This window comes from Achromobacter sp. 18P8.1.1 (assembly GCF_057799415.1).
In genome coordinates, this window is record NZ_JBYOKH010000048.1 from 28362 (window position 1) to 51353 (window position 22992).

At 65.6% G+C, this 22992-nt stretch carries 24 protein-coding genes; 15 read left to right on the plus strand and 9 right to left on the minus strand.

Annotation, left to right across the window (positions count from 1 at the left end; all coding sequences use genetic code 11):
• Window positions 1–46: 46 nt before the first annotated feature.
• From AC27VE_RS24310 to AC27VE_RS24340, 7 genes are all read right to left on the minus strand, one after another.
• A complete protein-coding gene (locus AC27VE_RS24310; RefSeq protein WP_488705218.1) occupies window positions 47–457 on the minus strand; it encodes a Zn-ribbon domain-containing OB-fold protein in 411 nt (136 codons plus the stop codon).
• Between the two features lie 2 nt (window positions 458–459).
• A complete protein-coding gene (locus AC27VE_RS24315) occupies window positions 460–1617 on the minus strand; it encodes an acetyl-CoA acetyltransferase (RefSeq protein ID WP_006223307.1) in 1158 nt (385 codons plus the stop codon).
• 37 nt (window positions 1618–1654) lie between these two features.
• Window positions 1655–2794, minus strand: coding sequence for an acyl-CoA dehydrogenase family protein (locus AC27VE_RS24320; RefSeq protein WP_488705219.1), 1140 nt, complete (start codon window positions 2792–2794; stop codon window positions 1655–1657).
• Between the two features lie 30 nt (window positions 2795–2824).
• Window positions 2825–4348 (minus strand): AMP-binding protein, encoded by a 1524-nt coding sequence (locus AC27VE_RS24325; protein ID WP_488705220.1) that lies wholly within the window; start codon window positions 4346–4348, stop codon window positions 2825–2827.
• Between the two features lie 18 nt (window positions 4349–4366).
• Complete coding sequence (locus AC27VE_RS24330; protein WP_488705221.1) at window positions 4367–5227, minus strand: MaoC/PaaZ C-terminal domain-containing protein; 861 nt, start codon at window positions 5225–5227, stop codon at window positions 4367–4369.
• 55 nt (window positions 5228–5282) lie between these two features.
• Entirely contained in the window at window positions 5283–6266 is a 984-nt protein-coding gene (locus AC27VE_RS24335) for a Bug family tripartite tricarboxylate transporter substrate binding protein (RefSeq protein WP_315130856.1), read from the minus strand.
• Between the two features lie 81 nt (window positions 6267–6347).
• On the minus strand, window positions 6348–7313 hold the full coding sequence (locus AC27VE_RS24340) for a tripartite tricarboxylate transporter substrate binding protein (RefSeq protein WP_427962542.1): 966 nt from the start codon (window positions 7311–7313) through the stop codon (window positions 6348–6350).
• Between the two features lie 227 nt (window positions 7314–7540).
• Here AC27VE_RS24340 and fabG point away from each other — a divergent pair, with 227 nt between their 5' ends.
• From fabG to AC27VE_RS24375, 7 genes are all read left to right on the plus strand, one after another.
• Window positions 7541–8293, plus strand: coding sequence for a 3-oxoacyl-ACP reductase FabG (fabG, locus tag AC27VE_RS24345; RefSeq protein WP_488705222.1), 753 nt, complete (start codon window positions 7541–7543; stop codon window positions 8291–8293).
• 40 nt (window positions 8294–8333) lie between these two features.
• Window positions 8334–8822 carry a MaoC/PaaZ C-terminal domain-containing protein gene (locus tag AC27VE_RS24350; protein ID WP_315130863.1) on the plus strand — a complete coding sequence of 163 codons (489 nt, stop codon included), beginning with the start codon at window positions 8334–8336 and terminating at the stop codon, window positions 8820–8822.
• Window positions 8819–10948, plus strand: a complete 2130-nt coding sequence (locus AC27VE_RS24355) for an acetate--CoA ligase family protein (protein WP_488705223.1) — start codon at window positions 8819–8821, stop codon at window positions 10946–10948. The genes AC27VE_RS24350 and AC27VE_RS24355 overlap by 4 nt, the downstream gene beginning before the upstream one ends.
• A gap of 45 nt (window positions 10949–10993) precedes the next feature.
• The gene (locus tag AC27VE_RS24360; protein WP_488705224.1) at window positions 10994–12148 is read left to right on the plus strand and encodes an acyl-CoA dehydrogenase family protein; all 1155 of its coding nucleotides are present in this window, start codon (window positions 10994–10996) and stop codon (window positions 12146–12148) included.
• 49 nt (window positions 12149–12197) lie between these two features.
• Window positions 12198–12935: an IclR family transcriptional regulator gene (locus AC27VE_RS24365; RefSeq protein WP_280027411.1), complete on the plus strand. Its 738-nt coding sequence runs from the start codon at window positions 12198–12200 to the stop codon at window positions 12933–12935.
• Window positions 12936–12963: 28 nt separating this feature from the next.
• Window positions 12964–14094 carry a CaiB/BaiF CoA transferase family protein gene (locus AC27VE_RS24370; RefSeq protein ID WP_488705225.1) on the plus strand — a complete coding sequence of 377 codons (1131 nt, stop codon included), beginning with the start codon at window positions 12964–12966 and terminating at the stop codon, window positions 14092–14094.
• 62 nt (window positions 14095–14156) lie between these two features.
• Window positions 14157–14981 (plus strand): enoyl-CoA hydratase/isomerase family protein, encoded by an 825-nt coding sequence (locus AC27VE_RS24375; RefSeq protein WP_280027409.1) that lies wholly within the window; start codon window positions 14157–14159, stop codon window positions 14979–14981.
• A 57-nt stretch (window positions 14982–15038) separates the two neighbouring features.
• Here AC27VE_RS24375 and AC27VE_RS24380 read toward each other — a convergent pair whose 3' ends face one another.
• A complete protein-coding gene (locus tag AC27VE_RS24380; protein ID WP_488705226.1) occupies window positions 15039–15935 on the minus strand; it encodes an oxidoreductase in 897 nt (298 codons plus the stop codon).
• 232 nt (window positions 15936–16167) lie between these two features.
• Here AC27VE_RS24380 and AC27VE_RS24385 point away from each other — a divergent pair, with 232 nt between their 5' ends.
• Both AC27VE_RS24385 and AC27VE_RS24390 read left to right on the plus strand, forming a co-directional pair.
• Window positions 16168–17094 (plus strand): LysR family transcriptional regulator, encoded by a 927-nt coding sequence (locus AC27VE_RS24385; RefSeq protein ID WP_488705227.1) that lies wholly within the window; start codon window positions 16168–16170, stop codon window positions 17092–17094.
• A gap of 134 nt (window positions 17095–17228) precedes the next feature.
• Complete coding sequence (locus tag AC27VE_RS24390; protein WP_488705228.1) at window positions 17229–18182, plus strand: LysR family transcriptional regulator; 954 nt, start codon at window positions 17229–17231, stop codon at window positions 18180–18182.
• On the opposite strand, the gene AC27VE_RS24395 is transcribed toward AC27VE_RS24390, so the two are convergent.
• Window positions 18117–18851 carry an SDR family oxidoreductase gene (locus AC27VE_RS24395; RefSeq protein ID WP_488705229.1) on the minus strand — a complete coding sequence of 245 codons (735 nt, stop codon included), beginning with the start codon at window positions 18849–18851 and terminating at the stop codon, window positions 18117–18119. The genes AC27VE_RS24390 and AC27VE_RS24395 overlap by 66 nt on opposite strands.
• 202 nt (window positions 18852–19053) lie before the next feature.
• On the opposite strand from AC27VE_RS24395, the gene AC27VE_RS24400 reads away from it, so the two are divergent.
• The 6 genes from AC27VE_RS24400 to AC27VE_RS24425 all read left to right on the plus strand — a co-directional run.
• Window positions 19054–19422, plus strand: a complete 369-nt coding sequence (locus AC27VE_RS24400) for a hypothetical protein (RefSeq protein WP_488705230.1) — start codon at window positions 19054–19056, stop codon at window positions 19420–19422.
• A gap of 49 nt (window positions 19423–19471) precedes the next feature.
• A complete protein-coding gene (locus tag AC27VE_RS24405) occupies window positions 19472–19915 on the plus strand; it encodes a DUF695 domain-containing protein (RefSeq protein ID WP_488705231.1) in 444 nt (147 codons plus the stop codon).
• A gap of 313 nt (window positions 19916–20228) precedes the next feature.
• Entirely contained in the window at window positions 20229–20888 is a 660-nt protein-coding gene (locus tag AC27VE_RS24410) for a secretin and TonB N-terminal domain-containing protein (RefSeq protein WP_488705232.1), read from the plus strand.
• The gene (locus tag AC27VE_RS24415) at window positions 20885–21400 is read left to right on the plus strand and encodes an RNA polymerase sigma factor (protein ID WP_488705233.1); all 516 of its coding nucleotides are present in this window, start codon (window positions 20885–20887) and stop codon (window positions 21398–21400) included. Before AC27VE_RS24410 ends, AC27VE_RS24415 begins: the two co-directional genes overlap by 4 nt.
• 105 nt (window positions 21401–21505) lie before the next feature.
• Window positions 21506–22528, plus strand: coding sequence for a FecR family protein (locus tag AC27VE_RS24420; protein ID WP_488705234.1), 1023 nt, complete (start codon window positions 21506–21508; stop codon window positions 22526–22528).
• Between the two features lie 141 nt (window positions 22529–22669).
• Window positions 22670–22992, plus strand: a 323-nt coding sequence (locus AC27VE_RS24425) for a hypothetical protein (protein WP_488705235.1), incomplete at its 3' end; no start/stop codon positions are given.

A 22992-nucleotide genomic window follows, 5' to 3' on the forward strand; every position in this document is an offset into this window, starting at 1 on the left:
CAATTGCGGCGAATTTAAAGGGTTGAGACACAGCACCATGTGAATGTCAGCCCTCCAACCGGAATTGCGGCAAGGCAATCTCGGGGGAGGCCTGCTCGAAGCACACGCACACGCGGCTTCCTATCCGGACCGCCTCGGGTGGACTGTCGATGATGTTGGCCATCATGCGCACGCCCTCATCCAGGTCGATCATGGCGACGACGTACGGCACTTTTTCACTCAGGGCCGCATTGCTCGGACGCCGGTTGATGGTGTAGGTGTAGACGGTTCCCTGGCCTGCGGATTCGATCCACTCGATGCTGTCCGACAGGCAGGCCGTGCAGAACTCGCGCGGATAGAACTGGCGCGCCTTGCAGCAGCCGCATTGCTGGATGACCAGGCGACCTTCCTTCGCTGCATCCCAGTAGGGCTGGGTGATCCGGGTCGGTTGCGGCAGCGGGCGTTGAACTTGGTCCATGGTCAGACTCCGAGAATCAGGGTGGTGTTGCAGGAAAAAACCAGCCCGGGCGCATGGACCAGAGCCAGTTCGGCCTTGGGCAGCTGGCGCTCGCCGCATTCCTTGCGCAACTGGTGCACGGCCTCGAGTAGCAGCAGCATGCCGAACTGGCCGGGATGGTTGTAGGACAGGCCGCCGCCCGAGGTATTGATGGGGAAGTCGCCTCCGGGCGCCAGGCGTCCATCCGCCACGAAGGCCCCGCCCTCGCCGCGCTTGCAGAAGCCCAGCTCCTCCAGCGACTGGATCACGCCGATGGTGAAGTGGTCGTAGATCTGCACCACGTCGATGTCCGCCCGCGTGACGCCGGCCATCTCCAGCGCGGCGTCCGCCGTCTGCGCCACATTGGTGTCCAGCCAGTCCGCGGTATTGAAGGGCGTGTAATGATGCGAGAAGGATTCGGCAATGCCCATCACGTAGACCGGTGGCCGCTTCAGCGTACGAGCGCGCGCGGCGGACGTGACGATGACCGCCCCGCCGGCGTCGGTCACCAGGCAGCAGTCGCGCTGGCGCAAAGGATCGGCAATCATCTTGGAAGCCATGACTTCCTCGATCGAGGTTTCCTCGCGCCGGTAGGCTTTGGGATTGAGCTGCGCCCATTTTCGCGCCGCCACCGCCACTTCGGCCAGGTCCTTGTGGGTGGTGCCGTAGCGCTGCATGTGCAGCTGCGCCACCATCGCGTAATAGCCGATGGGACTCAGCTGGCCATAGGGCGTGATGAACTGCCCGCGCGGCATGCGCATGTCCTCCGGCGTACCGCCCACCTTGCGCGTTCCGTCCGACAACTGGGTGCTGCCGTAGGCCACCAGCGCCACCTCGCACATACCGGCCTCGATCGCGGCCATGGCGTGGCGGACGTGCATGACGCTGGACATGCCGCCCACGCTGGTTGAATCCACGTAGCGCGGGCGTATGCCCAAATATTCGGCCAGATGCAGTCCGGCGAACTTGTCGTCCACGTGCGCGAACACGCCGTCGACGTCCTGGAGAGTCAATCCCGCATCGCGCAGGGCGCGGGCCGCCGCCTGCGCCTGCAGGTCCAGCGAGGTCATCCCGGGCACTTTCCCGAGGTCGGATTCGGCGGCGCCGACGATGGCAACCGATTTCGAAAGATGCTTGGTCATGTAGGAATCTGCTCCTGTCGAAGTCCAAAAATAGGGTTCAAAGCGTCCGGGCGATCAGCTCGCGCATCACTTCCGAGGCGCCGCCGTAGATCCGATTGGGCCGCACGTCGGTGTAGGCGCGGGCGATGGGATACTCGCGCATGTAGCCGTAGCCGCCGTGGAACTGCAGCAGATCGTCGATGGCGCTGGTGGCTTCGGACGCCCACAGCTTGGCCATGGCGGCGCCCCCGGCGTCGAGTTCGCCATCCAGGTATTGCTGCACGCAGCCGTCGACGAAGGCTCGGGTGGCGGCGGCCAGGGTCTTGATGTCGGCCAGCTTGAAGCGGATGTACTGGTTGTCGATCAAGGCCTTGTCGAAGGCACGGCGTTCCTTGGTGTAGTCGACGGTCCATTGCAGCGCGCTCTCCAGCGCCATGGCGCAGCGCACCGCGATCATCAGCCGTTCGCGCACCAGCTCCTTCATCAGGTAGCCGAAGCCCTGCCCCGGTTCTCCCAGCATGTCCTCGTCCGGCACGAACATGTCCTGGAAGAACAATTCGGCCGTGTCCTGCGCCTTCTGCCCGACCTTGTCCAGCAGCCGCCCGCGCGTGAATCCGGGCGTCGCGGCATCGACCCAGAACAGGCTGATGCCGCGCGAGCCGGCGCCGGGATCCGTCTTGGCCACCACCAGCACACGATCAGCATGGAAGCCGTTGGTGATAAAGGTCTTCTGGCCGTTTATGACGTAGCCGCCCTGCGCCCGGGCCGCCGCGGTGCGGATCGCCTTGACGTCGCTGCCCGCGCCTGGCTCGGTCATCGCGAGAGACGCCACGATGTCGCCCTGGGCCATGCCGGGCAGATCGCGCCGCTTCTGGCTTTCGGTGCCGAAATTCAATAAATACGGCGCCACGATGTCCGAATGCGTGGTGAAACCCGTCACGCCCGTAGCCAGCGCGCGGGCGATCTCCTCCACCACGATGATGGTGTGCAGGAAATCCCCGCCGCCGCCGCCGTATTCTTCAGGCGTGCTAGGCAGCAGGATGCCCGCCGCGCCGGCCTTGCGCCACAGGTCGCGCGGCACCAGGCCGTCCTGTTCCCATTGATAGTGATGGGGCGTTATCTCGTCCGCAATGAAGCGCGCCACCGTGTCGCGGAACAATTCGTGGTCCGCCGAGAAGAGCTTGCGTTGCTGGTTCATGCTGCCTCCTGATCTGTCATGAAGGGCCTCCTAGGGCCAGTAGCGCTGCTTGACCAGCCGCTTGAGCAGCTTGCCCGTCTCGGTGCGCGGCATGTCGGTGGAAAAATCCACGCTCTTGGGGCACTTGATGGGCGAGATGCGCTCGCGGCAATACGCGATCAGCTGCTGCGCCAGGTCAGCGCTGGCCGCGTTGGGATCACGCAATTGCACGACCGCCTTGACCTCCTCGCCGAACTCGTCGTTCGGCACGCCGACCACCGCCACATCGGCCACGGCGGGGTGCGTGCAAAGCAGGTTCTCCGCTTCCTGGGGATAGATGTTGACTCCGCCCGACACGATCATGTTGGACAGGCGATCGGTCAGGTACAGATAGCCGTCCTGGTCCAGGTAGCCGATATCGCCATAGGTGGCCCAGCCGCGCGCGTTGTAGGCGCCGCGCGTCTTGTCCGGATCCTTGTGGTATTCGAATGAACCGCCCCCCGAAAAGTAGATGACCCCGGGCTGGCCCGCCGGCAGTTCGGTCAGCCCGTCCTCGCTCATGATGTGCGCCTGGCCGAACTCCGGTCTGCCCACCGAGCCGCGATGCGCCAGCCATTCCTCGGAACCCAGCGACGTACGCCCGACCAGTTCCGTGCCGCTGTAGTACTCGTACAGGATCGGTCCCCACCACGCGATCATGGCTTCCTTGACGTCGGCCGGGCACGGTGCGGCCGCATGCACCGCGTAGCGCAGCGTGGACAGGTCGTGGCGCGTGCGCTCTGTCTCTGGCAGGCGCAGCAGACGGATGAACATGGTCGGCACCCATTGCGAATGCGTGACACCGTAGGCGGCGATGGCCTCCAGCGCCGCGGCCGCATCGAATTTTTCCATCATGACGCAGCTGCCGCCGGCGCGCAGCGCCGCCATGTTCCAGCGCACCGGGGCCGCGTGATAGAACGGCGCCGTGGACAGATAGACCGTGTCGCGATCGAACGCCTTCCAGGCGCTGCTGGGCGAGTCGCCGACACGGAAGTAGCGGTTGGCGACCGATAGCGGACGCTTGATTCCCTTGGGCAGTCCGGTGGTGCCCGACGAATAGAGGAAGTCCGTGCCTTCCGGGGTTTCCGGCAGCGCCACGTCGTCGGCGCAGCGGCCGACCCAGGCCTCGTACTGGATTGCACCGGCGTCCGCGCCGTCCATGCAGACACGCAGCACGCCGCGCGCATCCAGGCTGTCCACATCGGTTTCGGTCTGCGTGCAGCCGGAATAGAACAGCACGCGCGCGTCGCAATTCTCGATGATGTAGCGCGCTTCTTCGCGCTTGAGATGCCTGCTGATGGTGGTGTAGTACAGGCCGACGCGATGCGCGGCCCACAGCAGTTCGAAGAACCGCGGATGGTTCTCCAGGAATACTGCAATCCCGTCGCCGGCCTGCAGGCCGGCATCCAGCAAGGCCGCGGCGCATTTGCGGCTGCGCAGCTCCAGCTCGCGCCAGGTCACCGTGATACCGGACGGAATCATGCGGTAGGCGATGCGATCGGGCATCTCCCGGGCATGGGCTTCAAGTGCAGACATGGTTCACCTCTGGTTTGCTCAATTGGCCAGGCGGGCAACGCCGTTGCTCAGCACCACTGTGCCGCGCTCGTCGGCCAGCGCGCGAAATTGCAGGCGGTCACCATCGCGCCAGATTTCCACGCGCAGCGTCTCGCCCGGGAAGAACGGTGCGGAAAAGCGCGCGGCGATCGCACCCAGCCGTTGGGGCGACGCAGCTGCGCAAGCCTGCAGCAAGGCGCGCGCAGCCATTCCATAGGTGCACAGCCCGTGCAGGATGGGCCGCTCGAAACCGGCGGCGCGCGCCATGTGCGGCAGCGCGTGCACCGGATTGAGGTCGCCGTTCAGGCGGTACAACAAGGCTTGCTGCGGCAGCGTGGACAGCAACACGACCTGATCGGGTTCGCGCTGTGGCGTGGCCGGCAACGCCTCCGGCGGCTCGTCGCCCTGGCCAAAGCCGCCATCGGCGCGGCAGAACGACACGTGCTCCACCGTGGCCAGCGGTGCCCCGCTATCGGCGTCGGAAATGTCGCGCACCGTCACCACCAGCGCGCCCTTGCTGGCGCCTTTGTCCACCACCCGCGTGACGCGGGTCTGGCTGCGCACTGCCCCGGCCGCGGCCAGCGGGGCGTGAAACGTCATGCGGTGCTCGCCGTGCAGGATCTTCACCCAGTCGATGCCGGTGGCCGGGTCGGCTGCCCAACCGTTGGGCGCGCCGAGGGTGGCCAGGAAGGTCGGCACCACGGCCGTCCCCTCTTCGTGCACGTAGCGCAGCTCGTCTTCATTGGCCGGATCAGTGCCGTAGCCCAGACCCAGCGCATAGATCATGCAGTCGCGCTCGGTGTAGCGGTCCACGCGGTCTTCGAACTTCCAGTTGCGCAGGCGTTGATAATCGATTGCCATGGATCATGCCTCCCTAAGCATGCCGGCGGCGACCTTGCCGCCGCCGGCGTACAGGTCATTCCGCCTTGATGCCGGCGGCTTTGATGATTTTTTCCCAGCGGTCCTTTTCCGACCGGATGAAGCCGTCGAACTCGGCTGCCGTGCCGCCCAGAGGAATGCCGCCCTGCTGCGCCAATTGCTTCTTCACGTCTTCATCGGCCAGGACTGCATTGAGCTCCGTATTCAGGCGCGCCACCACGGCCGGCGGCGTGCGCGCTGCGACCAGCACGCCCAGCCAGGCACCGACATCCACATCGGGATAGCCTTGCTCGGCCAGCGTCGGCACGTCGGGCAATATTTGGCTGCGTTCACGGGTGGTGACGGCCAGCGCCCGCAGCCTGCCGGCCTTGACCAACGGCGCCACGGTGATCACGTTCTCGACCGTAAAGTCGACCTGGCCAGCGACCAGGTCGTTGGTTGCCGGCGCCGCCCCCTTGTACGGCACGGTGACGGCCGTGAACTCCAGGCGATTCTTCAGCAGTTCGCCGCCCAGGTGTCCGGAGGTCCCGATCATCGACACCGCCATGGACAGGTTGCCCTGTTTGCCGCGGGCATAGTCACGGAACTCCGCCAGCGTCTTGACGGGCGCGTTGGCGTTGACGACCAGCGCATTCGGCATGGTGATGATGCGCGCCACCGGCGCAAAGTCGGACATCGCATACGGCAGCTTGCTGTACAGCGTGTAATTGACCGCGTTCGGCCCGCTGCTGCCCATGACCATCGTGTACCCGTCGGGCTCGGCCCGAAGCAAGCTCTGCATGCCCAGAATGCCAGCCGCGCCGGGCACGTTTTCGACCACTACCGGCTGCCCCAGCCGTTCAGACAATTTCTTGCCCACGATCCGACTGGTGATGTCCAGGATGCCGCCCGGCGAACTGGGCGCGATCAGCCGCAAAGGTCTGTTCGGGTAGCCCTCCGCCGCTCGCGACATCTGCGGCAAGGCCAATGAAGTCATCAGGCCGGCAAGGACTGCCAGCGCGACTCGCCTGCGTTTGTTCATGTCTGTCTCCTGATAGTTTTCGTCTCGCGGGCTTGTGGCGCCCGCTGTCTGGACTCCGCTGGGCGGATCCCTTACTGCGCGTCAATCCACCTTCATGCCGGTCGCGTCGACCACGCCCTGCCACTTCCGCACTTCGGTCTTCAGGAAAGCGCGGGCCTCCTCCGGGCCGCCGGTCAGGGGCCGGGCATAGATCCGGTCCATGAACTCCTGCACATCGGGTTGCGTGTTGATGTCAGCGACGGCGTCGGCCAGTTTCTTTAAGACCGGTGCCGGCACCTTGGCGGGTGCCGCCATGAAGTACACCGCTTCCACGTCGTAGCCCTTGAGGCCGGCCTCTTCGATGGTGGGCAGGTCCGGCATCGCCTTCATGCGTTCGCGCCCGGTCACCGCCAGCGCCTTCAGCTTCTTGGACTGCACCAGCGGGATCGCGGTGGAGACGCTGCCGAACATCATGTCTACCGTGCCCGACATCAGGTCCACCTCGGCCGGGCTCACCCCCTTGTAGGGCACGTGGGTCATGTCGACGCCGGCCATGACCTTGAACAATTCGCCGGCCAGATGAATGGAAGAGCCCATGCCGGCCGACCCGAAGGTCAGCTTGTTGCCACCGGCCTTGGCCTTGCGAATCAGGTCGTCGACGCCCTGGATGCTGGAGCCGGGCGGCACGACCAGGATGTTGGGCGTGGACGCCACCATGCCGATGGGCATCAGGTCGCGCTCCCAGTCGTAGGGGTTGCGCTTCATGGCGGCGTTGGCAGCCACATAGTTGGCCGCCATCGCGATGATGTAGCCATCAGCCGGCGCCTGCGTCAGCGCCTGGATCGCGATGTTGCCGCCGGCGCCCGGACGGTTTTCCACGATGAACGTCTGATTGAAACGCTCCCCCAGCTTCTTGGCATACAGACGGGCGAGCAAGTCGGTGGCGCCGCCGGGCGCGAAGCCCACATAAACCCGCACCGGCTTATCCGGATAAGCGTCGGCCGCGCCCGCTGCTCCGACAGCAGTCAGGCTCAGTACCGCGGCCAACAATCCCTTCAACATTTCCATGAGTCGATCTCCTTCCGTTTTTTTAGAGATAGGGGAACGTCGGGCCAGCTTATTCCGACATGCCGAACAGTATAACGACGTGCCGATATTAATTGTCAATATTTCCGGTGGTGTGTATATTTGTTCGGAACCTCGGAATAAATTCGAACCTACTCGTCGCCTATCCCGAGATATCGGATTTCGGGCCCAGGGCGGCGGGCACTATCAGCTACAGAAGGGGAATGGAGATGGACCTGCAACTCACCGGTAAAGTCGCTGTCATCACGGGCTCCGGCCGCGGCATCGGCTACGCCTCGGCGCTGGCTCTGGCGCAGGAAGGCGCGCGGATCGTCATTACCGATATCAACCCCGAATCGGTGGAACAGGCGGTTGGCGGCCTGAAACAGGCGGGCCACGATGCCATCGGCGCCGTGCTGGACGTCTGCGATCCTGATCAAGTCCAGACCATGGCCGAGCTCGCGGCGCACGCGTTCGGCGGCATCGACATCCTGGTCAACAACGCCGGTTTCACGCGCGACAAGTACCTGCTCAAGATGCCGGTGGAAGACTGGGACTCGGTGGTGGACACCGTCCTGAAGGGCGCCTACTACTGCACCAAGGCTGCCCTGCCCTCGATGATGGAAAGGAAGTGGGGCCGCGTCATCAACATTGCCTCGCGCGCACACTGGGGCAATCCCGGCCAGACCAACTATTCGGCCGCCAAGGCCGGGCTGATCGGATTCACCCGCGCGCTGGCGCTGGAACAAGGCAAATTCAACATCACCGCCAACGCCATCGCGCCGGGGCTGATCGAAACACCGCTGGTGCGCGGCCTGTCAACCTATGACACGCTGCGCGCCAATGCGTTGGCGCGCCAGCCGGTGCCGCGTCTGGGCGCGGTCGAGGACATCGCCAATGCCGTGGCCTTCCTGGCTTCCGAGCGGTCCTCTTTCATCACGGGTGAACTGCTGCACGTGACCGGCGGCCGCTACGCTTCCTGATATCCCTTCCCCGCGCCCCCACTCCGGAATCCGATCAACCATGCAAAGCGCAAGCCCTGCCAGCCCGCCCCCGCTTCCCGTCCAGCAGCCCCTGGAAGTCGGCCATCGTTTCGAATCAGCCGGCCGCACCATCACCGAGAGCGATATCGTCAACTTCGCCTGCCTGTCCGGCGACTTCAACCGCCTGCACGTCGACCACGAATACGCCAGCGCCACGCCCTTCGGCCAGCGTATCGCCCACGGCCTGCTGGTGCTGTCCGTGCTGTCCGGACTGACCACCCAGTCCAGCGGCTACCGTCAGCTGGAACCTTATGTACTGGCTCTGATCGACATCCATTGCCGCTTTCCCAAACCTACCTTCATCGGCGACACCATCGTGGTGCGGGTGACGGTGGCGGAAAAAACCGGGCAGTACCGCCCAGGCAAGGACAAGGTGGTGTTCCGACGCGAAGCCATCAACCAGCGCGGCGAGGTAGTGGTTCAGGCAGACTTCGCGATGATTCTGCGGTCCATGGAGGGTGCAGCATGAAACCGTTTGCAGATCTGAGCCGCTTCATCAATCCGCGCAACGTGGCCGTGGTCGGCGCCTCCGCCCGCGAATCCAGCCAGGGGCGCCGCCTGTACGACAACCTGGTACTGCATTCGTCGGTGCCCGGCGAGGTGTACGCGGTCAACCCGGCCTACCAGGAAATCGGCGGACGGCCGTGCTGGCCCTCCATCAGCGCCCTGCCCGAGGCCGAGATCGACGTAGCGCTGATCATGATCAACGCCACGCTGGTGCTGGATGCCTTGCGGCAATGCGCGGCGCGCGGGATACCCTTCGCCGTGGTCATGACATCTGGCTTTTCGGAAGCGGGCGAGGAAGGCCAGCGGCTCGAACGCGAGATCGCCCAGCTGTGCGAGGCCACCGGCCTGCACGTCTACGGACCGAACTGCCCCGGCTTCGTGAATGTGCGCGACCGCCTGGGCATGACCTTCTCGCCCGCTTTCAAGGACGATCTGAACGCAGGCTCGATCGGCCTGGCGACCCAGGGCGGCGGACTGGGCCGCAACCTGCTGCAGGGCCTGTCTTTCGGCCAGGGCGTGGGCCTGTGGTTTTCCGCCGGCAATGAGGTGGACCTGGAAATTCCCGACTTTATTGCCCACATGGCGAACGATCCGAAGATCAGCGTAATCGCCCTGCTGATGGAAGGCGTCAAGCACGGCCGTCGGCTGACCGCCGCGCTGGAACTGGCGCGTGCCCGCAATAAGCCTGTGGTGGTGCTGAAGGTGGGGCGCTCGGAAGCCGGGGTGCGCGCGGCGCAGTCGCACACGGCGTCGGTGGCCGGCACCGCCGCCGTCAACAGCGCCGTGTTCCGCCAGTTCGGCGCCATTGAGGTGGACGACCTGGACCAATTGCTGGCGGCCTCGCGCCTGCTGACCCAGATCACGCCCAAGAGCGGCAACGGCTTGTGCATCTATACCTTCTCGGGCGGTACCGCCGCGCTGGCGGCCGACATCGCCGGCGCGGCCGGCCTCCCGATGGCAGTGTTCGCGCCCGAGACCAAGGCCGCCCTGCGCAAACTGCTGCCGGATTTCGCCAGCATGGACAATCCCGTCGACACCACCGCCGACATCCTGCGCAACCCGGAGGCCTCGGCCGCATGCCTGCGCGCGATATGCGCCGACCCCCAGGTGGGCACGGTCCTGTTCCCTATCCCCATGGATTACGGTTCCATCACCGACGGCATGGCCCAGGCCATCGCCACGGTGGCGGCCGAAACCGCCACCTTGATCGTGCCGGTCTGGATGAGCCGGCGCCTGGGCGGCGGTTTCCAGTTGCTGGAGACGGCCGGCCTCCTGCCCTTCCTGTCTCTGTCGGACGCCATAGCGGCCCTGTCCAAGGCCATCCCGTGGAAGCTGCCCGCGCACGAGAGCGCCGCCGCTCCCCAACAAATGGCAGCCGCAGCCGGCAAGGTCCGCATGCTTAGCGAAGCCGCCGCCAAATCCCTGCTGCGGGAAGCCGGCCTGCCGATACCTGAAGGGGTGGTGGTCGCCAGCGCTGCGCAGGCGGCCCAGGAAGCCGAGCGCCTGGGCTTTCCCGTAGTGATGAAGGTGGTCAGCGCCCAGATCGCGCACAAGACCGAAGCGGGCGGCGTCAAGCTGGGCATCGCCAGCGCCAGTGCGGCGCGGGATGCCTATGCCGCCATCCACGAGTCCGTCGCGCGCCATAACCCCGACGCCGCTATCGACGGCATACTGGTGGAGCGCATGCTGCCACCAGGCGGCCGCGAGGTGCTCGTCGGCGTGCACATCGACCCGGCCTTCGGCCTGGTGCTGACCTTCGGCCTGGGCGGCATCTTCGTCGAGACCATCCGCGACGTGGCCCACCGCATGATTCCGCTGTCGCGAGACGACGCGCGCGCGCTGCTCGACGAGATCCGCTACGCCGAAGTGCTGGACGGCGTGCGCGGCCAGGCGCCTGCCGACCTCACGGCCCTGGAGGACCTGATCCTGCGGGTATCGGACTTCGCCTGGAGCCACCGCGACGCCTTGCAGGAAATGGAGCTCAACCCGGTCTGGGTCGGTGCCGAAGGACAAGGCGCGATGCCGCTGGACGCGTTGATCGGCTTGCGCCCCGGCGCCGACCCCGCCCTGGGCCAACGCCAGCCCTGAGCACCACTGGACTCTCCTTCCCGAACATACTCGCCTAGGACACGCATGGACTTCTCATTGGACTCCACCCAGATCGAATTGCGCGATTCATTGCGCCGGTACCTGGCCGCCGAAGTCGCGCCGATCGTCAACCGTTACGAAGCCGAAGCCCGCGTGGTGCCGCAGGACATGGTCCGTGCCATGCGCGACTTCGGCCTGCTGGGCGGCATGCTGCAGGAAAAGGACGGCGGCTATGGCTTGCCGATGACGACCTACGGCATGCTGATAGCCGAGCTGGCGAGCGTCTGGCCTTCGCTGCGAAGCATCGTCAGCACCAGCAATCTCGCCGCCTCGGTGCTGAGCGACGGCGGCTCGCCCTACCTCAAGGAAAAGTATTTGCCGCGGGTCCTGTCGGGCGACGCGATCGCCAGCTTTGCCCTCAGCGAACCCAACATCGGTTCGGACGCCGCCAACGTCGAAACCCGCGCCGTTGAAACCGCGACCGGCTGGCGAGTCAACGGCCGCAAGCTCTACATCAGCCTGGGCACGGTGTGCGAGCTGGGCGTGGTGTTCGTGCAGACCCAGCGGCAAAATGGCGAGCGCGGCGTCTCCTGCCTGCTGTTCGAGCGCGCCATGGCGGGCTTTTCGTCCAGCCCCATCCACAAGATGGGCATGCTGAGCTGCCCGCTGGGTGAACTGCTGTTCGAAGACGTGGAGATTCCGGCGGCCAACCTGATCGGCACCGAGGGCAAGGGCTTTGCGCTGGCCAAGAAATACCTCAACATCGGCCGTTGCGTGGTGGCGTTCTCGGCGCTGGGCATTGCCGAGGCCGCCTACGAGGCGGCGGTAAAATACGCCGGCGACCGGGTCCAGTTCGGCCGGCCCATAGGCGGCTTCCAGCTGGTGCAGCATATGATCGCCGACATGATGACGCTGGTCGAGACCTCGCGCCTGCTGTGTTGGCGCGCCGCCGACGCGCTGGACCGCAACGCCGCCGACAGCCAGATGCTATGTTCGATGGCCAAGCGCCACGCCACTGACGCCGTGCTGCGCGTGGCGGAACTGTCCATGCAAGTGCACGGCGGCGCGGGCTACACCACGCTTTTCCCGGTCGAGCGTTATTACCGCGACGCCCGCCACCTGAGCATCGCCGAAGGCACCAACCAGATTCAGGCCTTGCTCATGGCGCAGAGCGTATTGGGCATATCCGCCTTGAAATGACCGGCTACGCCAAAGCCCCGGCCGGCTCCCCACTCAACTCCGACATCCTATGCCGCAAATTCTCCCTACCGCGCAACGTGTGCTGCAAGTCTTCGAAGTCTATGCGCGGGAACGCCGTCCCCTGACGAATTCGGAAATGGCGCGCTTTCTCGATCTGGCCGACAGCAGCTGCTCGGACCTGCTCTACACGCTGCGCCAGGCCGGCTATCTGCTGCGCACACCGAAATCGCGCTACTTCCACCCGACGGGCAGGCTCCTCGACGTGGCGCAAGGCATCTCGGCGGCCGACCCGCTGCAGGCCTTCGCATCCGAAGCGCTGGAGATCCTGACGCGCCAGTCCGGTGAGTCCTCCATGTGCGGCCTGCTCGACGGCAACAAGGTGAAGATCTACGCCAGCCAGGAGAGCCCGCGCGCCTTGCGCTACGTGGTACAGCCCGGCACCACCTTCGACCTGCAGGTCGCCGCGCTGGGCAAGGCCTTGCTGGGCGAGATGGACGCGACGGAACGCAACGCACTCATCGACACGCTGCCGTTCGAGCACGTCACGGCCAGCACCATCACCAACCCCGACACCTTGCGCGCGCAGATCGAATCGCAGCGGGCCAAGCACTACTTCAACAGCCGCGACGAGGGCAATGAAGGCGTGTCGGCCGTCGGCATCGCGGGCCGCGTGGGCGGCCAGCTGACGGCGCTGTCCATTGTCGGCCCCACTCACCGCATGGATGCCAACATGGACAAGTACATCCAGATCATCCTGGACGCGCGCGCCGAATTCTTCGAGTCCTGAAACACGCAATCATGGAGTGACGATAGACATGGCTGGTGCTCTGAGCGGATTTACGGTGGTGGAAATGGCCGGCATAGGGCCCGGTCCGTTCTGCGCCATGATGTTGGCGGACATGGGCGCGGACGTGATCCGCATTGACCGGCTCACGCCCGGATTCCTGGGCGGCGGCGGCACCATCATCGACAGAGGCCGCCGCACGATCGCGCTGGACCTCAAGCAGCCCGGCGCGGCTGATATCGTATTGCGGCTGCTGGACAAGGCCGACGCCCTGCTCGAAGGGTTCCGGCCGGGCGTCATGGAAAGGCTGGGCCTGGGGCCCGACGAATGCCTGGCGCGCAATCCGCGGCTGGTTTACGGACGCATGACCGGCTGGGGGCAGGACGGTCCGCTGGCGCAGTCGGCCGGCCATGATCTGAACTACATCGCCATCACCGGCGCCCTGCACGCCATGGGACATGCCGAGCTGCCGCCCGCGCCGCCGCTGCACCTGGTCGGCGACATGGGCGGCGGCGCCATGATGCTGGCCTTCGGCGTTCTTTGCGGCCTGCTTGAAGCCGGACGCACTGGCCGGGGCCAGGTGGTGGACGCGGCCATCTGTGACGGCGCCTCCCTGCTGGCCAGCGCCTACCACGGCAAGCTGCAGGATGGCGGCTGGGTCAACCAGCGCCAGTCCAACATGCTGGATGGCGGCGCCCACTTCTACGGCTGCTACACCTGCGCCGACGGCAAGTACGTCTCCATTGGCGCCATCGAACCACAGTTCTATCGCCTGCTGCTGGAACGCTGCGGGATCGACGACCCGGATTTCCAGCAGCAATGGGATCGCGCGCAATGGCCGCAGCTGCGCGCCAAGCTGGCGGGCATCATCGCCGGCAAGACCCGCGAGCAATGGTGCTTGCTGCTCGAAGGCACGGACGCCTGCTTTGCGCCCGTGCTCGACTTCGAAGAAGCGCCGCGGCACCCGCATCACCAGGCGCGCGGCAGCTTCGTCAAAAGCGGCGGCACGCTATGCCCCGCCCCCGCGCCGCGCCTGTCGCGCACGCCGGGGCAGGCCCGCGCCGTACCCAAGCCGGGCGAGCACACGGAAGAACTGCTGGCGGAACTGGGTCTGGCGCAAACCGAGATCCAGGCCTTGCGCGAACGCGGCGCCATCGCCTGACGGGCCCGCGGCAGCTTGCGGCCAGGCTCAAGTGCGCGGCCCGGTCATCATGGAGTGCAGACATGGAGAACGATACGATGCAAGTCATCTCTAGCGAGTTCAAGACCCTGCTCTATGCCGTCGAAGGCGGCGTCGCCACCATCACCCTCAACCGCCCTGCCCAGAGAAACGCGCTGGACCTGACCATGCGCGAGGAGCTGGCCCACCTGGTGGACGCGATCCGGCGCGACCGCGGCGTTCGCGTCGTGATCCTGGCGGGCGCCGGCGGCGCCTTCTGCTCGGGCGGAGACATCTCCACCATGGGGTCCGGTGGTTCCGCCGAGGAAGCGCGGGAGCGCATGGCCAGCCTGCTCCTGACGATAGAAGGCCTGATCACGCTGGACCGGCCGGTGATCGCAGCAGTCGACGGCCCGGCCTATGGCGCCGGGCTGGGCCTGGCCCTGACCGCCGACCTGGTCCTGGCGTCGCCGCGCGCGCGCTTCTGCCTGTCGTTCCTGCGGCTGGGGGCCATTCCCGACTGCGCCACGATGTACACCCTGCCGCGCATGGTGGGCCTGCAGCGGGCCAAGGAGCTGGCCTTTTCCACCCGCGAGTTCCAGGCGCAGGAAGCCAAGGAAATGGGCATCGTGTTCGAGATCCAGCCGCAGGAGCTGATCCACGAGCGCGCGAGGCAGATCGCGCTGTCCATGGTCGAACTGCCGATGGCGGCGCTGGCGATCACCAAGCGCGGCTTGAATGCATCGCTCAACAGTGATCTGAACACCATGCTGGACATGGAGGCTGCAGGCCAGGGCGTGGCGCGCTCTTCCGAATACCACCGCGAGGCCGCCGGCCGCTTTCTCGACAAGGTGGCGCAGCGCTTCCAATGGCCGGTGGCGAACGCCTGATACGCCATTGATCGCCGGATCGACTTATTCGAGCATGCCGTTGACGAACGCCGGCCTTCAACCCGGCCCGTCGCTCGCCGCGGCCAGCAGCGGCACGATGATGTCGCTGATCGGCGTCGGGATGCCGTGGGCCCGGGCGCGACGCGGGACGACGCCGTTTCGGATGTCCCATTCGAGGGGCCGGCCGGCTTCGCGGTCTGTCAGGATGGACGTGCTCAAGTCCGCGGAAGCGGCTTGCAACTTGGCGAGGATTTCCTGCGGGACCTCGTCGCCCAGATTGGCTCCCTCGGCGCGCGCCACGGCCAGGCATTCTCGCAAATATGCCAGCGAGAGCTCGGCGATGTCGGGCCGGACGAACATGCCGGCGCGCCGATGCGTCAGGGCCATCAGGCCGGCCACCGCGTTCTGCAGCAGTTTGCGCCAGGCTACGGACTGGAAATCCGCGGAGATCTCCACGGCGCACCGGGTACCCCGGAGCCCCTCCGCCACCACGCGGGAGGCCGGCGATTCCGGCAGGCTCAGGCGAGCTTCGCCTCGTAAGCGTACCGAGCCATCGGCTTGAGCCTGCGCAGGAAACCACACGACAGCCGGGACGACCCGCGCACGCGGCGCGTGCTTTGCGACCGCTTCCAACTGTTCGACGCCGTTCTGCAGTACGCACACGACGGTATCCGGACGGCACAATGCCGCAAGCCATCCTGACGCCGTCTCGGTCTGCGTCGCCTTGACCGCGAGAAAGACCAGGTCCGCCTTGCGGTCGATCCGGTCGGGATCGGTCTGCACGGGGCCCGGAACAATGACGCGACGATCGCCATCATGCAGCGTGAGCTGGTCGCGGGGCGTGCGTCCGCACAACAGTTGCGGGCGGCCAACCTCGTGCAGCGCGGCGGCGATCGTTGTGCCGATGGCGCCCGGGCCCACGATGGCAATGGCGGTATCTGTTGCGGGACTCATGAGCTGGATTCCTTCGTAGCGCGTGCGGCCAAGATGTCGTCTGACTTCAAGACGGAAGAGGCATACCTTAAAGCAGAAATGTCGTCTGGCACCTTAAAGCCCTGCACGTTGAGGGGGGGCAAATACCGCTGTCCGCACGCAATGAGTGCGTCAAACGCAAGGGTCCATTCATGCTCTCGCTGCACGGTATAGGGGTAGGATTCTGCTTTTTGCAGCAGATGCGAGGCACACCATGGAGCACCCCGACCTGAACCTTCTGCTCGCGTTGGACGTGCTGCTGGAGGAAGGCAGCGTGAGCGGCGCGGCCAGGCGCATGAACCTGAGCCCTCCCGCCATGAGCCGCACCCTGGGCCGCATCCGCGAGACCCTGGGCGACCCGGTCTTCGTGCTGGCGGGCCGCAAATTGGTACCGACCCCCAGGGCATTGGCGATGCGCGAGCAAGTGCGTGTGGCGGTCGAGCACGCGACCCAGGCGCTCGCGCCTGCCTCCGAATCCAATTTGACGACGCTGGAGCGGCGCTTCAGCGTGCGCGCCAATGACGAATTCGTGGGCATCCACGCTGGCCGTTTGCTGGAGGCGATGGCACGGGACATGCCCCGCGCCATGCTGCGTTTTTCTCCCGAGGAAGACGATGTGGACGTCGAGGCGTTGCGCAGCGGTCGTATTGACCTGTTTATCAGTGCGTCCCGCAAACTCGGCCCGGAAATCAGGGTGCAGCCGTTGTTCACCACCACGTTCGTCGGCGTCGCCCGCGAGAACCATCCGATTTTCGAGGACGACATTACGCCCGAACGGCTCACGCGTTGGGGGCACATCGGCATTTCCCGGCGCGGCAAGTCCGCGGGCCCTCTCGACGCCGCATTGGAGGCCCAAGGCCTGCAACGGCATGTATCCCTGATCGTGCCCACGTCCTCTGCCGCCCTATTCACGTTGCAAGATTCCGACCTGCTGCTGCCCATGCCTGAACATCTCGCGCGCAGCGCGCTCACCGCCGGGCTGCGCATCCGGCTGTTCGATCTGCCCGTGCCGCTGGAAACGGTGCTGCTTACTCAGGCCTGGCACCCCCGCTTCCAGAGCGACCTTGCGCACCAGTGGCTGCGGCGCACGATCCTGGGCCTGTGCCGCGGGGATGGAATTCCGATTTCCCCCCACGGCTAGCTTCCAGGTGATCGCCGCGCCCAGGCGGGTTGCCGTAAACTCAGCATCACATCGCCATCCGCCTGGCGGTGAGGCCACGTTACATTCCCAGGCCCCGCCCCCGGGCCGCCCCATACGGCCAACGCCCCAGTCCCATGTTCCAACTACGGCAGCTGAAAATCTTCGTCGCGGCAGTGGAAACGTTGAGCTTCACGCAAGCCGCCAAACGGGTTCACCTGTCCCAGCCTAGCGTGACGGAACAAGTACGGGCGCTTGAAGAGAGCGTCGGCCAGGCGCTTTTCATCCGCCAGAACAATCGCCTGCAACTTACCGCGGCCGGAGAAAAACTGGCCATCCGCGCGCGCGAGTTGCTTGCCATGGCCGATGATGCCTACCGGGAAGTCCGCGACAACGTCGACGACCCAGGCGGCACGATCCGGGTCGCCGCCCCGCAGACCCTGTGCACCAGCGTGCTGCTTCCGCAACTGCTGCACTTTGCGGGCATGCATCCCGACACGCAGGTCGCGGTGCAGGAAAGAAACTCCCAGGCGACGGCCCAGGCGGTGCTCGATGGAACGGCCGACCTCGGCCTGGTGCACGGGTGGCCGGCGCAAGACGCCAACTTGCGGGCGGAAGTCATTGCCCGGGACATGCCGGTGGTCTTGCTGCCCCCTGGCCATCCCCTCAGCCAGACAGCCCGCATCAGCCCTGACGCGCTTGCGGCGTTTCCGCTGATCGTCACGATGGAAGGCTGCCGGTATCGGCAATACCTGGAGGCCCTGTTGCAGGACGCCTCCGTGCGGCCCCGTATCCGAGGTACTGCCGACAGCGTACCGGCCTTGATGCAGATGGTGGCCGCGGGCCTTGGGGTCTCGATCCTGCCACGGATGGCGCTGGATCCGGCGGCAACCGCGGCACGCGTCCAGTGGCGGCCACTGTCGACAGGGGGAGAAGGTCTTCCCATCTGTCTTCTCACCTTGCATCGCGCACCCACCCGCCAGGTGGCCGCCTTCATCGAGATGATCCGGCTTGCGGCGACTGCTTCAGACGAGCCGATGCCCGCCATCGACATGCAGCACGGTGCCGGTCGTGTAGCCATTGCCAAGTAGGAAGACGATGGCATCGGCGATATCGTCGCCGGTGCCGACCCTGCCCACGGGAAGCTGCTCGGCCATCGATGCCAAGAGCGGTTCGCTGTCGGCGCCAGCCACGTCCTTCCAGATCGGCGTACGGACCCAACCCGGCGATACGGCATTGACCCGCAACGGCGCAAGCTCGACGGCCATCGCACGTACGACCCCTTCCAGTGCGGCATTGATCGCCGCCACGGCCACGCCCTTGGGCCTGGGCCGATAGGCGGCGATGCCGGAAGTCAGGGTGATGGAGCCGTGTGCCGGCATGCGCTGGGCGCCATGCTTGGCCAGCAGGATGGGCGCGACGACCTTCGAGCGGATAGCCCGGTCCAGCGCGTCCAAGGAAAGCTGCGGCAGCAACTCGTAGGCGCCACGTATGTCGGCGGCCGTGCAGACCAGGTGATCCACCGGGCCGGATTCTTCAAACAGCCGCTGCACTTGCGCTTCGCTTGTCACATCCACCTGATGCAGGCGGGGCGCGCCAAACGCCCGCAGCGCCTCGCGCGCCGCATCAAGTTTGTCGCGGGATCGGCCCACGATCAGCACCTCGCAATGCCTGCGCAGCAATTGCGCACTGACGGCCAGCCCCATGCCCGAGCTGCCGCCGACGACCACGATGCGTTGTCCCGCAAGACGGTTACCCATGCTCATTTCCTTGAAAATCGTGATTGGAAGTTTGGAATGAGCGATGGTGGCGTGACGCGCAGTCAGGCGCCAGAAGGAATGTCCGATCGAGGCATCGGCCTATCCGATGGGGATCCGCATCTGCGGTATTCTCAAGGCGGTCCGTCCGACGCCAGCCAGTCGTTTCGTCGAATAGCATCAACCGACCGACAAGGAAATCATCATGAATAACCCTTTGCGCGCGTTCATCATTGCCGCATCCGTCTCTGGGCTTGCCGCTTGCGCCACCCCGCAGGCCAACGTCCCCATCACCGGCAACACGCACGCGGGCGCAACGTTGAAAACTGACGTCGCCCAGAACCTTTCCATGCAGGCCCAAATACAATCGAATTGCCAAAAGGTCGACGCGATTCAAACCGAGGTCGTGAAGATCAATCCGGTCGGCACCGGCAATTCGGCCGCGTCCCGGCAGTACGGAAGCGTAGATGAACGATGGATTGTGCAGCTGTGCAACCAGCAGATTCCGTTCAAGGTGACGTTGACACCGGATGGCCAAGGCGGAACGTTCTTTTCCACGTCGCGAGACAAGTAGTACCCAACCCCGAACCCGTCGGTTCGGCTTTTATGCAGGAATTTATTCAATGAGCAGCATTTTTCCAGGCGATATGTGGGCCGTGGGCGAAACCCGCGTCAACGGTCTGTCGGTCATCGTTCGTTTTCGTACCGGGATGCCGTCAGCGCCTGATCGTCAGATCCATGAGAACCTGATCATCATCTCGTGGCCCTATACCGGCATCGAGTCCGGCATGCCCAATGACGAAGACAAGCAGCACACCAATCGCTTTGAGGAGGCCATCGAGCAAGCCTTCGAGAACTCCCCCGTCGGTGTGCAGGTGGCTTGCATGACAGGCAATCATCTGAAGGAGTGGCGGTACTACACCGATAACGTCGAAACCTTCCTCGACGCATTCAACGCCTGCCTGGCGGGACATCCGATCTATCCCATCAACCTGCGCATGTTCAAGGACCCCGACTGGAATGCCCTGTCGGAACTGCAGCCCGCAGGCTCTGAACAGATTCACTGAAGGACGTTCAGCGGGTACAGCGTAAGCGTGCCCGCGAGGACCAACGTATCCCCGTTGGCCGCTATTGAAGCCGCTATATCGTCCCTAACGGCAGGTGTCACGACGGGGCAGCCGCCCCGTCATGACACCTGCTGTGCGCTGGGGTCAGTTCACCACGCATTTCCGCAACAAAAACGTCATGGTCGCGCCTTACCATGTGCGCTCATCCGCTGCCTTCCGGTAGCCTGCGTTGACTTCCTTGCGCGTATGCCCCGCCTTGCTGCCCTCCTCCCCCCGCGTTGCCTGCCGACCATGTCGCTTCAGCCTGAGGCGGATGCGCAACATCCTTGCGATGCTGGCCGCCGGGACGGCCATTGCCACGTCCGCGCCCGTGGCGGCTGAGCTTGCGGGCCAGCCTGCCCCAATCCCCGTCGCGGTCTACGTCTTCGACTGGCCGCGCCAGTCGCTGCATGACGCGTTGCAGCGCTACAGCCAATTGACCGGAGATTCCATGCTGTATGACAGCGGCCAGACCGCCGGTAAGATGGCGCCGCCGCTGGCAGGCCGCTTTACCGCGCGCGAAGCCTTGACGCGGCTGCTGGCGGGAACCGATCTTCAGGCTCGCTACACGGCGCCGCAGGCCGTGCTGCTGATGCCTCGGGCGTTGACCCGGCCAGCGCCGGTCCCGCCCGCCTCGCCAGCCGTGCGGCAGCAATATTACGGCCAGCTGCAGCGCACGGTGCTGGCTGCGTTGTGCGCCCGCCCGGCCTTGCGCACAGGGGAATACCGCGTGGCATTGCGTGTCGGGCTAAACGGCTCGAATGTCTTGTCGGACGTGCAGGTGCACGCCACCGGTCACCCCGAGATGGAACGCGCCTTGCGCAAGGCCCTGTCGGGCCTGCCCATTGCGCCCCCACCGCCCGGTTTCGGCTCACCCGCCACGCTGCTGATCACGCCCGAGGCCGCCCGCCGATACGGCGGCTGCACGGGATGAGCGGCGCCGGCCTGGCCGCGCTGCGGCGGTTGATCGCCGAGCGTTACGAAGCCATCAAGCATCAGGTGTCGCGTCGGCTGGGCGGCGCGTCCGACCTGGCGGGCGACGCGCTGCATGATGCCTATATGCGCTTGTCCGTGCGTGACGACCTGGACGCTGTCCGGCATCCGCAATCCTACCTGGTCAACACGGCCGTGCATGTCGCCATCGACCGCATCCGGCAGGACGTCCGGCTGCTGAGCGAAGGCGAGGTCAGCGAATTCTTCGATGTGGCGGATGCCAGTCCCGGGCCGGACCAGGTGATGCAGTCTCGCTCCGACCTGACCCAGATGTTCAAGGCGCTGGATATGCTGACGCCGCGACAGCGCGACATTCTGCTGGCTGCGCGCGTGGAAGGCCTGTCGCGCCCCGATCTTGCCAAACGCTGGGGCATCTCGGTGCGGCTTGTAGGGCGAGAGCTGCAGACCGCGCATGAACACTGCGTGCGGCAGATGGCGCGTACGGAGGAATAATTGAAAGAAAGTGTTTATTTCCCGCGTTATGGGTTCCGCTCCGGCGCCGCGCAAACGTCTAGATATCAGAACGGCAGATAGCGCCGCGCAGGCGAACGACCCCTCATGAACTCCGAACTTAACGCGGGCCCCCGCCCTGCCTTCGACCCCGCCATTGAACGCGAGGCCCACGCCTGGGCCCGCGCGTTGGCGACCGGCTCGCCCACCACCCGGGATGGTGACGCCTTCAAGGCATGGCGAGCCCAAAGCGCGGCGCATGAGCGCGCCTGGGTGCGGGCCGCGCGTGCATGGAAGGAGCTGGGCCACGTTGCACACGCCTACGTGGCGCATCACGCGACCCCTGGCACCGCACCCGGCCCGAATGACAACGCAAGCCGGAGGCCCGGCCGCTCGGGCCCATTCAGGCCGGGCCGAAGGTGGTTCCTGGCAGGCGGCGCCAGCGCATTCGCCAGCATGGCGGCAATCGGTTTGCTGCACCCGCCCTTCGGCCTTTGGCCGTCCTGGGCGGAAGCCAACGCCGACTATCGCACCGCCACGGGTGAGCAACGCAAGGTCGCCCTTGCCGACCAGCACCTGGAACTGGCGCTGAACACCCAGACCAGCGTCAACATATCGCTTCCCGGCGCCGCACCCCGCATTGAGCTGGTCTCGGGCGAAGCTGCCATCCGCGGCGCCCGCAGCCAGCCTTGCGAGGTCGTGGCGGGCGTGGGGCGCATGCGGCTGTCCACCGCAGACATCGAAATTCGCCGCCTTAACGATGATCAAGTGCAATTGCGCTGCAACAGCGGCCAGGTCGAACTCACGCATCCCAAGGCCATGCTGGTTCTTCAGGCGGGGCAGCAGCTACGCTACGACGCCGACGCCCTGGGTGCACCGGCCGCCTTCGGCCAGTCGGCCTCCGACTGGCGCGGCGGCATGGTCAGTTTTCATGACCTGCCCTTGAATCTGGCCGTAGAAGAGATCAACCGCTATCGGCCCGGCCGCGTGGTGTTGATGAATAGCGCGCTGGCACGTCACCGCCTGAGCGCCCGCTACGAGGTGAAGAACCTGGATCAGGCCATTGCGCAGATCCAGCAACTCTATGGCGTGTCCGTCAGACGCGTAGGCGACGTGGTGTTCCTGAGCTGACAGCCCTGGGGCCTGGACGCTTGTCATAAAAAATTCACGCGGATTCCTATGCCGAGTCCCGAAGCGTCGTTCGACTAGATGAGTAAGCGGGCCCAGTGACCCTGTCACTGCCGCCCTTCATCGACATCCTTGAATCACGCCATGTCCCTGTCTACGTCCGCTACGCCCTCCGCCCCATCCCGCCGGCACCACGCCCCCACGCGCGCCGGCTCGCGCGCTTTTGGCTACCGGCCCGCCTGGCGCCTGAACCCCCTGTCGCAGGCGGTGGCGGCATTGGCGATTGCAGGCAGCGCCACCGGCACGGCTCAAGCCCAGACGCGCGCATTCAGCCCCGGCTGGTTCTCCGACAAGAACGCCGTGCAGTCCACCGCGCAGCGCACGGGCCGCATGCCGGACGGCAGCCTGGCGGGCATCGGCAACAGCGCGCGGCAACAGGCGCAGTCGCGCCAGCAATTAACGAAGTC

Excerpts from the sequence above, each read along its gene's own strand:
- AC27VE_RS24310 (WP_488705218.1), bottom strand. The coding sequence starts at position 457 with ATGGACCAAGTTCAACGCCCGCTGCCGCAACCGACCCGGATCACCCAG.
- AC27VE_RS24385 (WP_488705227.1), top strand. The coding sequence starts at position 16,168 with ATGGAGCACCCCGACCTGAACCTTCTGCTCGCGTTGGACGTGCTGCTG.
- AC27VE_RS24395 (WP_488705229.1), bottom strand. The coding sequence starts at position 18,851 with ATGGGTAACCGTCTTGCGGGACAACGCATCGTGGTCGTCGGCGGCAGC.
- AC27VE_RS24355 (WP_488705223.1), top strand. The coding sequence starts at position 8,819 with ATGAAACCGTTTGCAGATCTGAGCCGCTTCATCAATCCGCGCAACGTG.
- AC27VE_RS24410 (WP_488705232.1), top strand. The coding sequence starts at position 20,229 with ATGCGCAACATCCTTGCGATGCTGGCCGCCGGGACGGCCATTGCCACG.
- fabG (WP_488705222.1), top strand. The coding sequence starts at position 7,541 with ATGGACCTGCAACTCACCGGTAAAGTCGCTGTCATCACGGGCTCCGGC.
- AC27VE_RS24415 (WP_488705233.1), top strand. The coding sequence starts at position 20,885 with ATGAGCGGCGCCGGCCTGGCCGCGCTGCGGCGGTTGATCGCCGAGCGT.
- AC27VE_RS24325 (WP_488705220.1), bottom strand. The coding sequence starts at position 4,348 with ATGTCTGCACTTGAAGCCCATGCCCGGGAGATGCCCGATCGCATCGCC.
- AC27VE_RS24350 (WP_315130863.1), top strand. The coding sequence starts at position 8,334 with ATGCAAAGCGCAAGCCCTGCCAGCCCGCCCCCGCTTCCCGTCCAGCAG.
- AC27VE_RS24365 (WP_280027411.1), top strand. The coding sequence starts at position 12,198 with ATGCCGCAAATTCTCCCTACCGCGCAACGTGTGCTGCAAGTCTTCGAA.
- AC27VE_RS24420 (WP_488705234.1), top strand. The coding sequence starts at position 21,506 with ATGAACTCCGAACTTAACGCGGGCCCCCGCCCTGCCTTCGACCCCGCC.
- AC27VE_RS24405 (WP_488705231.1), top strand. The coding sequence starts at position 19,472 with ATGAGCAGCATTTTTCCAGGCGATATGTGGGCCGTGGGCGAAACCCGC.
- AC27VE_RS24340 (WP_427962542.1), bottom strand. The coding sequence starts at position 7,313 with ATGGAAATGTTGAAGGGATTGTTGGCCGCGGTACTGAGCCTGACTGCT.
- AC27VE_RS24335 (WP_315130856.1), bottom strand. The coding sequence starts at position 6,266 with ATGAACAAACGCAGGCGAGTCGCGCTGGCAGTCCTTGCCGGCCTGATG.
- AC27VE_RS24330 (WP_488705221.1), bottom strand. The coding sequence starts at position 5,227 with ATGGCAATCGATTATCAACGCCTGCGCAACTGGAAGTTCGAAGACCGC.
- AC27VE_RS24320 (WP_488705219.1), bottom strand. The coding sequence starts at position 2,794 with ATGAACCAGCAACGCAAGCTCTTCTCGGCGGACCACGAATTGTTCCGC.
- AC27VE_RS24380 (WP_488705226.1), bottom strand. The coding sequence starts at position 15,935 with ATGAGTCCCGCAACAGATACCGCCATTGCCATCGTGGGCCCGGGCGCC.
- AC27VE_RS24400 (WP_488705230.1), top strand. The coding sequence starts at position 19,054 with ATGAATAACCCTTTGCGCGCGTTCATCATTGCCGCATCCGTCTCTGGG.
- AC27VE_RS24390 (WP_488705228.1), top strand. The coding sequence starts at position 17,229 with ATGTTCCAACTACGGCAGCTGAAAATCTTCGTCGCGGCAGTGGAAACG.
- AC27VE_RS24315 (WP_006223307.1), bottom strand. The coding sequence starts at position 1,617 with ATGACCAAGCATCTTTCGAAATCGGTTGCCATCGTCGGCGCCGCCGAA.
- AC27VE_RS24360 (WP_488705224.1), top strand. The coding sequence starts at position 10,994 with ATGGACTTCTCATTGGACTCCACCCAGATCGAATTGCGCGATTCATTG.
- AC27VE_RS24370 (WP_488705225.1), top strand. The coding sequence starts at position 12,964 with ATGGCTGGTGCTCTGAGCGGATTTACGGTGGTGGAAATGGCCGGCATA.
- AC27VE_RS24375 (WP_280027409.1), top strand. The coding sequence starts at position 14,157 with ATGGAGAACGATACGATGCAAGTCATCTCTAGCGAGTTCAAGACCCTG.